Origin of the sequence: Psychrosphaera haliotis (genome assembly GCF_039523615.1) — a bacterium.
Lineage (GTDB): Bacteria > Pseudomonadota > Gammaproteobacteria > Enterobacterales > Alteromonadaceae > Psychrosphaera > Psychrosphaera haliotis.
In genome coordinates, this window is sequence record NZ_BAAAFQ010000005.1 from 55,309 (window position 1) to 67,543 (window position 12,235).

Sequence of the window (12,235 nt, forward strand, 5' to 3'; positions counted from 1 at the left end):
ATATTTATAAAGGAAATGCCAGTGTCTTTTGAAACGGTATCAGTTATCGGTTTAGGTTATATCGGTTTGCCAACCGCAGCCATGTTTGCATCACGTAGGAAAAAAGTAATAGGTGTTGATGTTAACTCACACGCGGTAGATACCATTAACCGTGGAGAGATTCATATTGTAGAACCTGAATTAGATATGGTCGTTCATGCTGCCGTTACGGAAGGTTATTTAAAAGCAACATTAACACCAGAACCAGCAGATGCCTTTTTAATTGCAGTGCCCACACCTTTTAAAGCCAACAATAGTGAAATTCCAGAGCCAGATCTTTGTTATATTGAGGCGGCTGCTAAGTCTATAGCGCCGGTTCTAAAAAAAGGTGATTTAGTTATTTTAGAGTCGACTTCTCCAGTAGGCGCAACAGAAAAAATGTCTGGATGGCTAAAAGAATCAAGAACAGATCTTTCATTTCCGCAAGATGATAGTGTAAACCCAGATATTAATGTAGCACACTGTCCTGAACGAGTTTTACCTGGGCATGTTGTTCGTGAATTGGTTGAGAATGACCGGGTTATAGGCGGAATGACACCTAAGTGTTCGGAACGCTCAATAGAGTTGTACAAAACATTTGTTGAAGGTGAATGTGTTGTTACTAATGCAAGAACTGCAGAAATGGCAAAGCTTACAGAAAACTCTTGTCGTGACGTACAGATAGCCTTTGCAAATGAGCTATCTATTATTTGCGACAAGTTAGACATTGACGTATGGGAATTGATATCACTAGCTAATCGTCATCCACGCATTAATATTCTACAGCCTGGCCCGGGAGTTGGAGGCCATTGCATAGCAGTTGATCCATGGTTTATTGTAAGCGAAACACCAGAGGAGGCTCAGCTGATTCATACAGCTCGTAAAGTTAATGACATGAAGCCTGAATGGGTAATTAACAAGGTGAAATTAGCGATTGCAGACTTCTTGATTGCCAACCCAGAGAAAACAGCAAAAGATGTTACGATAGCATGTTATGGCCTGACGTTTAAGCCAGATATTGATGATCTTAGAGAAAGCCCTGCTTTGAGCATTGCAAAACGTATATTAAAAATAAACAAAGGTAAAACTATTGCTGTAGAACCCAATATAGGAAAAGTTATAACTGAAGGTTTGGTGTTATTAAGTATTGAAGAAGCAAAATCGGAAGCTGACTTATCCGTGATTTTGGTCAAGCACAAAGAGTTCTACTCTATAGGGTTTGATAAATTGTATGTAGTTGACACTGTAGGCATTTTAAAAGACAAGGTAAGTTAGTGTCAAAAGGACTAATTTATGGAATTGCATTGTTTTTGTTTGCAATTATACCTTTATTTGATTTTATAAATGTGTACGGCGCAGGTGGACGTTACTCAATATTTATTCGGGCAGTCTTTTTGTTTGTTGTGCTTTTGGGGGCTTTAAAAACGAAAGAGAATATCCAGATTATTTTCACTGCTATTTTAGCTATTTTATTTGGAACTTTTATTTCGTTCTTTAATCTTTTGACTGGAACTATCAGCGAGGTGGAGTTTAGTGAAAATATTATTTTTTTAATAAAAATATTTTCACTGCCAATCTATTGTTGTTTTTTTTCTAGCCTTAGTCTCCATCGTAAGATGAAAGTATACAAAGTAAGCATGGTTGTTATTTTCTGTTACGTTAGTGCCGTTATAATCGGTGCAGTGTTTTCCATCGAGTACTTAAGCAACTATGGGGAAACCGAGCGATTTGGCTTTAAAGGTATAATATCCGCTGGAAATGAAACTGCTAGCTTTTTTTTGATTGCATTATTCTGGGCTTGTACGGTTCATTTAAAAAAACAAAGCTTAATATCTCTTTTTTTTCTATGTTTAGTAATTGTAGGAAGCCTTATGACTGGAACTAAGTCGGCGATATTAATGAATGTTATACTATTAACTGCGATTGCCTATAAACGGTTTGGGTTAAAAGCTTTTGTTTTTCATGCTCCCGCTTTCCTCAGTGTATTTTTTATTAGTATTTATATTTTCTATTTAAACCTTTCTCCATTAGCATTATTAGTAGATGGTAGTATCGCATATTTCAAATTTCAACTTTCAAATAGCGCCAGCGGGAATTGGCTTACATTGTTGTTGTCAGGAAGAGATTATAAGTTAGAGCAGGTATGGAGCGGTTTTATTGCTCAGCATCCGCAAAGTTTGATTTTAGGAGGCTACCCTTTTGGTAGGTATAGTGTGGAAATGGATTTTTTTGACCTCATATTCACTGCTGGTGGGGTGTTAACCAGTATTTATTGTGTTTTAGTTTTTGAGGTGTTGAGAAAAAATCAATTTTTAAAGAAAGGTCCGAATAGGCCGATAAACGTTTCATTTTTGTTAGCAATTTTTGTTGTTTCATTTTTTGGTGGGCATTTTCTATACTCTGGGGTGGGTGTGATTTTTTTAGCGTTGTTTTTTACGGTATTAAATAGAAATGAATGCTAAGTTTTTAGCTCTTATAGCTACAGGGATGCCAGGTTTGCATAAGCTGCTTTCTTTAGTAGCAGCAACGGCCGTTTGGGGTAGCGTTGGCGGCGGTGTTTATGCTGTAGAGTTTGCGCTTATTTATTTTCTGTGTATTTTTTCATCATCAGGCATTAATGCATTAATATTAAAAGAAGTGCCGGCTAATAAAACTGAAAAACGAATTGAAATACTATGTACTGCAATATTAAGTTCTCTAGGTATCTCTTTTTTGACATTGGTTATTTGGTTGATTGCTGCACATATGTTTCCTTTGCTTAATAGTGATTATAAATTTGGTGTTATTTTATTTGTAATGTCAATTTCTGTTTATCAACAGATAAGGATGTTTCTTTTAGCAACTAAATGCTATTACAGGCTTATAGCATTTGATACGCTGCTATTACTTAACTTCGTTTTACCAATATTTATATTTACAATAGAAAAATATTTTCTTTTTGCGCCTTTGGGTAGCGTATTAATTATTGGAGGATATTTTGTAATATTTGAACTGTATAAAAACTCCCGGATAGACATTCCAATGTTTTTGAATGGCACAGTGGCACTCTATACGTTTAATATATTGGTCAGTACAGGGATTATAGCGATTTTCCCTAAAGTTATTGACTTTTATTGGGGGGTGGAAAATGCAAATAAGGTTGCTATGTTGATGTCTGTTTTTGGGTTTTTTACATTGTTTTCTAGAGGGTTGAGCAACTACTATTCTCCCGATTTATCTAATGCGATTAATTCAAAGGGAAATACAAAGATTATTCTTGAGAAGTTTAGAAACGTGGTGAAGATTGTATTCTTAATTTCTGGAGTATTTTCAATCATAGTGATTACTAGTTTAGTTTACCTAAATCTAGGTGCAGTTAACCCGTTCGTATCAAATAACTTTCTGCTACTAGGAGTGTTTCTTTTTACGTTAGCCCCATCGTTTTCTGTTCCAGAGGGGCTTTTGCTTTTCTTTGCTTCAAAGCAAAAATACAACGTATCTTCGAATATGGCATACTCGTTATTTTTTGTTGTACTTTCTGTGTTAATTAGCAGAAAAGTAGGTGTTACAATGGAATGGTACATTCTAGTTCTTTCTCTTGCTAGTTTTGCGAGAGTCGTTTATTTACGTCAAAAGGTAAAAGGTTTTTATAAATATGCAAGCAGTAATAATAACTAGTCTTATAGATTTTGAGAAGCTCGAAAGTCAATGGGCCGACATTTCTGGGGAGACATCTGTATTTTCAGAGTATGTCTGGCTCAAGTCTCAATGGGAAAGCGGTTGTTTAGACGTGAGATTGATTTGCATATTTGATGGTGAGGCTCTAATTGGAGCTCTTCCTCTTCAGGTTGTGGAATATAGATTTCTTTGGAAGAGAATTAAGGTGTTGACGGCCCTAAACAATAAGTATTCTGATTATGTGGACGTAATTATTAGTGGCGGTGTAAGTCGTGTTAAAGTAATTGCGAAAATTTCGAAATCTATTTCACAACTATATAATGAAGTGGATTTTGTGAAGATCGATAACCTATCTAGCGGTGAGCGTAACTGTAGGTTGTTGTTAAGGCACCTTAAAGATATGCAGGGGTATAAGTTATACTATCAAAATGTAACAACCCCTCGACTTAAATTTGATAATTTCAGTGAGATACCAAACAAGCAGGCCAAAGATGTTGAGCGTAGGTTGAAAAAACTTAAGAAAAATCATGTGATTAAGTTTAATCATCAAGACGGTGTTAAAGGTTTAGGTGGGCAGTGGTTTAAGTTAGTGGAATTCCACAAGAATAAGTTTCCAAATATTGGCTTTAATACCCCCAAGCAACAAAGTTTCTATAGGAAATTATTTGAAAACGGTTTTGAGCAGTTTGTTGAGTTTTCATATATGGAAATTGATGGAAAGGTCGTAGCCTGCCACTTTGGTTTTAAGAAAAACTCAAAAGTATATTATTATATCCCTAGCTTTGACAAAGAGTACCAAAAACACTCAGTTGGTATGATGTTACTATTTAGCATTGTGGAACATTATAAGTCACTTGGTTTCAATGAGTTTGACATGTTACGGGGCGCAGAGGCTTACAAGCGTTATTTCTTGACAGACGAGTACTTAAATATGTCTTTCTGTGCGACAAATAAAGGGTTATTAAAGCGAGTTCTATTACTGTGTTTTTCTTTGTTCAAAAATAGGCCGTTTAAAAATGAGGCTTAAAATTTTAAAAAAACTCTTTTATCGTATTAGAAAGAGATTGAATTCCAATGTTTGTCTCGAGATTTTTGAGATTGAAGGTGGTAAATCGGAGGTTTTATTACCAAACGGCTTAAATGCTAAGGTTGTTAGCACACAATCGGAGTTACAAAGCCTTCAGCTTAAAAATTGTTACTGTTTGGGTATCGTCGAAAAAGAAATTGAAAAAGGGAGTCAAATCTTACTGTTTGTTGAAAATAGCATAATTGTACATTTTTCTTGTTTTACAAATAAACATATGTATGCAGGCGAAGTGAGGCGTACTTTTTGTTTTCCTAAAGGCAGCCTTTATATATACAACTGTTATACGAAAACCAGTCACCGCAATAGGAAGTTGTATTTTTATGCTTTATCCATCATTTCAGGGCAGTCTAAAGGTGAAGTTTTTATTGCGTCTCTAGTTGAAAATCTAGGATCTATTCACATTATAAAGAAAGTTGGTTTTAAATCTGTTGGGCTTATTTACTATACCTCATTTATGTTCTTTGAAAATGTTTCGAGTGAACTGTTACAAACAAAAATAGAGATTAGGCATTAGAATGATTAAAATTTCAAAATGGTCTAGAGGGTTCAGAAGTCCATTGTTGTTTATGGTCGATGACTTGGCTAATATTTACTTTTCTAGGGAAGGTGGAGACTGGGGAGGGAAAACGACCGAAAAAGATGGGCTTTTTAGTTTTCTAGAGGAGCATTTTGTTGCTAGATGTTCGGGTTTAAGGTTTACATTTTTTTTAGTGGCAGGCGTTCGAACTATTCAGTCCTCCGGAGATTATGACTATGCACGCAGTTGTGATGTTGGGGCGTTTCCTGATTTTATAAAATATATAGAAAGTAAAGGTCATGAAATCGCCTATCATGGTCTGACCCATGGTACGCTATTGCCGAACCGTCAGTTTGTGCAGGAGTGGTCGGCTTTTGAGAGTTTAGAGGAAGCAACAGAAACGACACAAAAAGGGCTTTCGATAGTATCAAAGGCACTAGGGAGGACTATCCGTGGAGGGAAATTCTGTGGGTACGAAAGCGGTAGTTATGGGCACAACTCATTAGTTGAAAACAATATTGCGTGGTGGTTTGATAAGTGGGACGAGAATGAATTGGCACGCCCTGATGGAGAGCTAATAGATTCTGTCTTTTATTTCCCATCTAATGTGGATTGTTCTAGGTACGGTTTGGAGCAAATATTTAATGTTCCACTTAAGAAATACCTAACTTCTAATTACAGAAGTTTTTTTCATGGCTCTATAAAAAGAAAAATATCAAAAATATATCAAAATCAGGGTATTATAACACTTCAAGAACACACTTCTCCCTTGAGGACTGATGGGGTTATCCAGTACCCTAATGTTGTTTCAGATAAACCACAAATACAAACTATTTTGGACTATATAAGTGATATGAGTATTTGGTATGCGACTGCAACAGAGGTTTATTGTTACATCATGATGAGAAGAAATACCAAGTTGCTTGAAACAGATAACGAATTAGTAATTGTGTTCACAGGCTCCTCAAAACTGCTCAATTATTTGATTGGGGAAAATACAGAAATAACAATATTACTTGATAGAAACATTGAATTACCCATAGGTTATAAGGTCGAGTGCAATAAAAATGGAATGTTTTTTCAAATTCCAGCAAGAAAACTACAACAACCTTTACAGTTTAAAAAATGCAAAGGGTTGTAATGTGAGAAAAAAAATAGTTGTTATTGGGCCGGATATAAATTCGAATGGTGGTGTGGCGAAGCAGTTATCAGGCTATCCAAGTATTTTCGCTGGCAAGGTAGACATACGCTTTTTATATACATACAAAGATGCTTCTAAACTTAAAAAAATTTATATTTTGTTTCTAGCATTAGTAAAGCTCGTTTACTTGTTTTTATCATATAAACCAGACCTTATTCATATTCACTGTGCAAGCAATGCCAGTTTTTATCGTAAATCCTTATTTGTATTACTTTGTAGATTATTTAGATTCAAATATATATTTCATATTCATGGTGGGGGTTTTGAAATATTCTATAAGAAATCAAAATATTTAAACAAACTTTTTATAAAACATGTTTTGATTAATTCAAAAAGAGTTATTGTAGTCTCTCAGTACTTTTTTAACTTTTTCTCGACTGTTGTGGAATTGACAAATATAACATTAATCCACAATTACTCTCTGATGAACGCCAATGACAAAAGCCGTGTACTCCCTAAAGCCGGCGCTAGCCTATTGTATATGGGTAGAATTAGCAGAAATAAAGGCTTTTTAGACTTTTGTAATGTTGCAAAAGCCTTGATTGAAGGGGGGTATAATTTAACTTACTATATCGCTGGGATTGACGAAGAGGGCTTGTTGCGTTCAGAAGAGTATAAGTCTATTGAATCCAACTGTAAGTATTTAGGCTGGGTCAATGAGCTTGAAAAGAAAGCTGTGCTAGAGAAGTCCACATTACTATTATCACCAAGTTATTTTGAGTCATTTGGATTGGCAGCGTTGGAAGCTAGTCTATCCGGTGTCCCTGTGGTAGCTTATAATGTGGGTGGTTTAGCAGATGTTATTGTAAATGGTCAAACTGGTCTTTTAGCTCATCCGGGAGACTTAGATGAATTAGAGAGAGCAGTCAGAAAAATATTAGATAGTGAAAGATTGTATTCTGACTTAAGTAAATCCGGGCTCACATACACAAACCTAAAATTTTCTGAATCGGTTTATACCCGAAAACTAACATCAATTTATTTATCAACATAAGTGCACCATGAATAAAAAGTTAATATTAGAGTTAATAAGCAAACTTCCAGTCAGGTTTAATTTATATTTAATGAAGCTGAATGCCTTTCCATCGCTAATTTATGGCAAGGAATACAAAAAAATACGAGAGGAGTTTTTTGATAGTCAAACTTCTGAATTTATAAATTTCGCTAATTTAACCTTGGAGAAAAATTGTTTTTATAAAGCTCTGGATTATCCAACGGTTAAAAGCGAAGAAGATTTTAAACGATATGTAAACTTTATTGATAAAGAAATAGTAATTAAAAATACGGATACTCTGTTTAATGGAGATACTGAAAATACTGACCTTTGTACAACTGGTGGAACTAGTGGTAGACCTTTGTCTATATATTTGCCAAAGACTCGCTATCGAAATGAGTTAGGCGCTTTGCACGCTATTTGGCACAAAATTGGATGGGATAATGATATACGGGCGGTACAACGCAATGATAAATTGGGGAGTAAGACCCATTTAGTGAACCCAATAACAAAGGAAGTTGTTTTTGACGGGTTTAGACACAACGATGACTATTTATTTAAAATATATAATACGATGAAAAAGTTACGAATTAAGTTTTTTCATGGTTATACATCCAATGCTGAAAGGTTTGTGAATTTCTTGCTAACACATAAATTGGATTATAGCTTTATGAAGGGAATAATTACGTCTTCAGAAAACCTATATCCTCATCAAAACCTGCTTTTTGCTAAGTTAGAAGGCGTAAAACACCTTAATTTTTATGGTCATAGTGAAAAACTGATTCTAGGCGCTTGGTGCGAAGAGAGCCATTCTTATCATTTTTATTCATCTTATGGGTACCCCGAGTTAGTTGACGAAAGTGGTAATACAGTTGAAGAAGAGGGGCTGGTAGGGGAGTTGATTGGCTCAACGAACTATAATAGGCAAATGCCCTTAATACGCTATAAAACTGGAGACTTTGCAGTAAAAGGAAAAAGTTCTTGTAGTTGTGGTTTTAGTGGACTTTCGGTTTCTAAAATTCTTGGGCGGTGGAATGGTGAGAAAATATATCTAAAAGATAATAGTTTTATAACTACAACAGCGCTTAATCTGCACTCAGATTTGTATTGCCATATCGAAGAGCTTCAGTATAAGCAAGATACGAAAGGTGTTTTAAAAGTTCTTATTGTTCCTGGTCCTACTTTCAATGAGAAAGTTAAACTGCAGTTATTGAGCACAATTCAAAAAGGGTGTTTGAATAGAGCAGAAATAGTGTTAGAGATCGTAAACGAAGTAACACGTCACGCTAATGGTAAGTACCAACTATTAATATCTAATTTGTAATTTATGGAAGTAGAACAATTTAATCAAGACCTTTTAAAACAGGTTAAAAAAGATAACTTCGCAGGTAATGATCCATTTGATGGATTAAACTCAAAATTTATTGATTGGAGCCCAGCACTAAAAAAATCCATTTTAGGCTTGGCATGGACACAGTTTTTTAAACGTTCACCAGTCAACTTTAGACCGCTGTTTTTGGTCCCTAAAAAACGAAATCCTAAAGGGATTGGTTTGTTTATTTTGGGCTTACTAAATGACTTTCACCGAACCAAAGACACTCATTATTTAGATGAAGCAGAGTCTTTAGGTCGTTGGTTGTTAACGCAACAATGTGACAAGTCGGTATGGGACCATAGTTGTTGGGGCTATCATTTTGATTGGAAGGCAAAGGCGTTTTATGTCCCTAAAGGGAAACCTAACGTTATTACTACCATATATGTCGCGCAGGCATTATATGAGCTTTCAAAGGCTATACCGAATGGAAATGAATTTGAGGCTGCCGCATTTGATTCGGCACTATTTATTCAAAAGCACCTGTATAGCAACTCTAATAGAGAAGGTGATTATATTGCCTATATTCCGGGTGAAATTGCGTTTGTTCACAACGCCAGTTTGTGGGGAGCTGCATGGTTAGCTGTTGTTGGAAAAGCAACGAACAATACAACCCTTAAAGAGATAGCGAAAAAGGTAGCGAAGAAGTCGGTAAACCAGCAGGCAGACGATGGTTCATGGGTTTATGGGGCTATGCCTCATCATCAATTTATTGATGGTTTTCATACTGGGTATAATTTGGAAGCTTTGGATATCATCCGAAAGTCACTAGGTATAGACGATTTTAATAATAGCATTGAAAATGGCATGGACTATTATGAAAGAACGTTTTTCACTGAAGACGGCGTAGCCAATTATTACCATAACAGCACCTACCCGCTAGATATGCACTCGGTTAGCCAAGCTATAATTACACTGTTAAAAATAGCTCCAACCAAAGCAAGACAGGAGTTAGCGGAACGGATAATTGAAAAGTCTTTTTTTACTTTGTATTTGCAGAAAGAGAATCGATTTGCTTATCAAAAAACTAAACAGCAATTAAATAAGGTAAACTACACTCGATGGACTCAAGCTTGGGTTTATTACTCTTTTGCCTATTATTTAAACTTTAAAACGGACAGTAACAGTTAAATGAAAGAAATATCGTTTCTAAACAGTAGAATGAATGCAGTATCGATGAAAGAAACGGTGGCATTAATAAAGGCAAGTATTGAAAAGGAAAAATTTTTTCAACACGTTGTTGTTAATGTGGCTAAACTAGTTAATATGCAATCAGACAAAGTATTACATGAGTCTGTACAGGCTTGTGATCTAATAAATATTGATGGTCAAGGTGTTGTGTTGGGCGCTAAGTTCTGTGGCCATGATATTCCTGAAAGAGTCGCTGGCGTTGACCTATTTCATGAATTGCTTGCTATGAGCCAAGATGAAGCCTTTCCAGTATTCTTGCTTGGTGCCACTCAAGAAGTAGTAGAGCAGACTCAAAAGAATGTAGAAAAACTTTACCCTAATCTAAAAGTGGCGGGAATAAATAACGGTTATTTTTGGGATGATGAGGAAGCGGTTGTTGCAAAAATTAGGGAATCTGGAGCAAAGTTGTTATTTGTTGCTATTACTTCTCCTAAAAAAGAAAACTTTATTAACAAATGGCAAGATCAATTAGGTGTAAACTTTGTGATGGGCGTTGGTGGTACTTTTGACGTTGTTGCAGGTAAGGTAAAGCGTGCGCCGGTTTGGATGCAAAAGTATGGACTTGAGTGGTTATATAGAGTGTTACAGGAACCAAGGAGAATGTTTATGCGCTATTTAGTAACCAATTCAAAATTTGCGGTTCTGTTGTTAAAAGAGAAATTTGCAAAAAAAGCTGAGCCAAAGGGTTAATAATGAAGTTTAGTCAAAGCGGTATATTACACAATAATCAAACCTTTGTTTCTTTGATGCAAAGAGTTATTGATATCATTGTTATTGTAGGATCATTATTGGCAGCAGTTCTTTATTTGGGCTTTACGTGGAAGCTAGAACAGACAACAGCTGCAGTTATTGCAGTTTTCCTTTTTCATTTTACTAGTGAGTTAGACAACCTTTATATATCCTGGCGCGGCTTATCTGTATTCAAAGAGCTAAAAAAAGCTTTTGTACATTGGTTTATAACCGCAAGCATTATGTTTTTGTCGGTAAGCTTTGTGTTTACTGACTATTTGAAATCTCAACAAATGCAGTTGATTTGGTTTATGTTAGCTGGTTTTTTTCTTATCTTATATCGACTGGTTTTAAGATTAGCGTTAAGAAAACTTAGGCAAAATGGTCATAATACCCGTACAGTGGTGATAGCAGGTGCTGGTGATCTGGGTCATAAGTTAGCTTACAAAATGCAAGAGTCACCATCATTAGGATTGGTTTTTAAAGGCTTTTACGATGACTCAGCTAAACCACGACACCCAGAACAGGTGAAAGGTAACTTGATCCAGTTAGTTGCCGACTGTAAAGCAGGTGGTATAGACCGCGTTTATCTTGCTTTACCAATGCGAGCCGAAGAGCGTTTAAAGTGGCTAATGAAAGAGTTAGCGGATACTACAGCTTCGGTTTATCTAGTACCTGATATTTTTACTTTTAATTTATTACATAGCCGAAGTGACGTGATTAGCGGTATTCCAACAATAAGTATCTATGACTCTCCGATAGATGGTAGCAATGGGATTATCAAGCGTATTGAGGATGTTGTATTTGCATCAATCATTCTTGTCATGATATCCCCATTTTTGTTGGCAATAGGCCTCGCCGTTAAGTTTACTTCTAAAGGGCCTATCCTATTTAAGCAAAATAGATACGGTATTGATGGTAAACCGATTAAAGTTTGGAAATTCCGCTCAATGAAGGTGATGGAAGACGGCGCTACAGTTACTCAAGCTACAAAAAATGACTCGAGACTTACACCAATAGGAAGCTTTATCAGACGAACATCTTTGGATGAGCTACCACAGTTTTTTAATGTTATTACCGGCCAAATGTCGATAGTAGGCCCAAGGCCTCATGCTGTAGCCCACAATGAGGAATATCGTAAACTTATAGAAGGCTATATGTTACGTCATAAAGTAAAACCGGGTATAACTGGTTGGGCACAGATAAATGGTTGGCGGGGTGAAACCGATACGTTAGAGAAAATGGAAAAGCGTATTGAATATGACTTAGAATATATTCGTAATTGGTCACTATGGTTCGATGTTAAAATCATAATAGGTACAGTATTTAAGGGATTCATTAATAAAAACGCCTACTAAACTAAGATTAAATGGAACTTATATGAGGGCATCACACCTAGTGATGCTCTATTTACCCTCGTACTTGGTCTAATCTATCAGTTTTTTATTTGTTGTATAAAAACAGCAGAT

11 protein-coding genes are annotated in these 12,235 nt (G+C 35.8%); all 11 read left to right on the forward strand.

Annotation, left to right across the window (positions count from 1 at the left end; genetic code table 11):
* The first annotated feature begins 21 nt into the window (after window positions 1-21).
* Genes wecC through ABD009_RS07210 form a run of 11 tightly spaced genes read left to right on the forward strand, consistent with a single transcriptional unit; the run spans window position 22 to window position 12,124 of the window.
* Complete coding sequence (gene wecC / locus ABD009_RS07160; RefSeq protein ID WP_343824027.1) at window positions 22-1,293, forward strand: UDP-N-acetyl-D-mannosamine dehydrogenase; 1,272 nt, start codon at window positions 22-24, stop codon at window positions 1,291-1,293.
* Window positions 1,293-2,480 (forward strand): O-antigen ligase family protein, encoded by a 1,188-nt coding sequence (locus ABD009_RS07165; protein ID WP_343824029.1) that lies wholly within the window; start codon window positions 1,293-1,295, stop codon window positions 2,478-2,480. The genes wecC and ABD009_RS07165 overlap by 1 nt, the downstream gene beginning before the upstream one ends.
* Window positions 2,470-3,675 carry a hypothetical protein gene (locus tag ABD009_RS07170; RefSeq protein ID WP_343824031.1) on the forward strand — a complete coding sequence of 402 codons (1,206 nt, stop codon included), beginning with the start codon at window positions 2,470-2,472 and terminating at the stop codon, window positions 3,673-3,675. The genes ABD009_RS07165 and ABD009_RS07170 overlap by 11 nt, the downstream gene beginning before the upstream one ends.
* Window positions 3,653-4,702, forward strand: a complete 1,050-nt coding sequence (locus ABD009_RS07175) for a GNAT family N-acetyltransferase (RefSeq protein WP_343824033.1) — start codon at window positions 3,653-3,655, stop codon at window positions 4,700-4,702. The genes ABD009_RS07170 and ABD009_RS07175 overlap by 23 nt, the downstream gene beginning before the upstream one ends.
* Entirely contained in the window at window positions 4,692-5,276 is a 585-nt protein-coding gene (locus ABD009_RS07180; RefSeq protein ID WP_343824035.1) for a hypothetical protein, read from the forward strand. The genes ABD009_RS07175 and ABD009_RS07180 overlap by 11 nt, the downstream gene beginning before the upstream one ends.
* 1 nt (window position 5,277) lies before the next feature.
* Entirely contained in the window at window positions 5,278-6,420 is a 1,143-nt protein-coding gene (locus ABD009_RS07185; RefSeq protein WP_343824037.1) for a polysaccharide deacetylase family protein, read from the forward strand.
* Window position 6,421: 1 nt separating this feature from the next.
* Window positions 6,422-7,474 (forward strand): glycosyltransferase family 4 protein, encoded by a 1,053-nt coding sequence (locus ABD009_RS07190; protein WP_343824039.1) that lies wholly within the window; start codon window positions 6,422-6,424, stop codon window positions 7,472-7,474.
* A 7-nt stretch (window positions 7,475-7,481) separates the two neighbouring features.
* Window positions 7,482-8,798 (forward strand): phenylacetate--CoA ligase family protein, encoded by a 1,317-nt coding sequence (locus ABD009_RS07195; RefSeq protein WP_343824041.1) that lies wholly within the window; start codon window positions 7,482-7,484, stop codon window positions 8,796-8,798.
* A 3-nt stretch (window positions 8,799-8,801) separates the two neighbouring features.
* On the forward strand, window positions 8,802-9,977 hold the full coding sequence (locus tag ABD009_RS07200) for a prenyltransferase/squalene oxidase repeat-containing protein (RefSeq protein WP_343824043.1): 1,176 nt from the start codon (window positions 8,802-8,804) through the stop codon (window positions 9,975-9,977).
* Entirely contained in the window at window positions 9,978-10,727 is a 750-nt protein-coding gene (locus ABD009_RS07205) for a WecB/TagA/CpsF family glycosyltransferase (RefSeq protein WP_343824045.1), read from the forward strand. It begins immediately after the preceding gene.
* A gap of 2 nt (window positions 10,728-10,729) precedes the next feature.
* A complete protein-coding gene (locus ABD009_RS07210) occupies window positions 10,730-12,124 on the forward strand; it encodes an undecaprenyl-phosphate glucose phosphotransferase (RefSeq protein WP_343824048.1) in 1,395 nt (464 codons plus the stop codon).
* Window positions 12,125-12,235 lie beyond the last annotated feature (111 nt).

Coding starts and splice junctions, on each gene's coding strand:
- ABD009_RS07180 (WP_343824035.1), top strand. CDS start 4,692: ATGAGGCTTAAAATTTTAAAAAAACTCTTTTATCGTATTAGAAAGAGA.
- ABD009_RS07175 (WP_343824033.1), top strand. CDS start 3,653: ATGCAAGCAGTAATAATAACTAGTCTTATAGATTTTGAGAAGCTCGAA.
- ABD009_RS07205 (WP_343824045.1), top strand. CDS start 9,978: ATGAAAGAAATATCGTTTCTAAACAGTAGAATGAATGCAGTATCGATG.
- ABD009_RS07195 (WP_343824041.1), top strand. CDS start 7,482: ATGAATAAAAAGTTAATATTAGAGTTAATAAGCAAACTTCCAGTCAGG.
- ABD009_RS07185 (WP_343824037.1), top strand. CDS start 5,278: ATGATTAAAATTTCAAAATGGTCTAGAGGGTTCAGAAGTCCATTGTTG.
- ABD009_RS07210 (WP_343824048.1), top strand. CDS start 10,730: ATGAAGTTTAGTCAAAGCGGTATATTACACAATAATCAAACCTTTGTT.
- ABD009_RS07170 (WP_343824031.1), top strand. CDS start 2,470: ATGAATGCTAAGTTTTTAGCTCTTATAGCTACAGGGATGCCAGGTTTG.
- ABD009_RS07200 (WP_343824043.1), top strand. CDS start 8,802: ATGGAAGTAGAACAATTTAATCAAGACCTTTTAAAACAGGTTAAAAAA.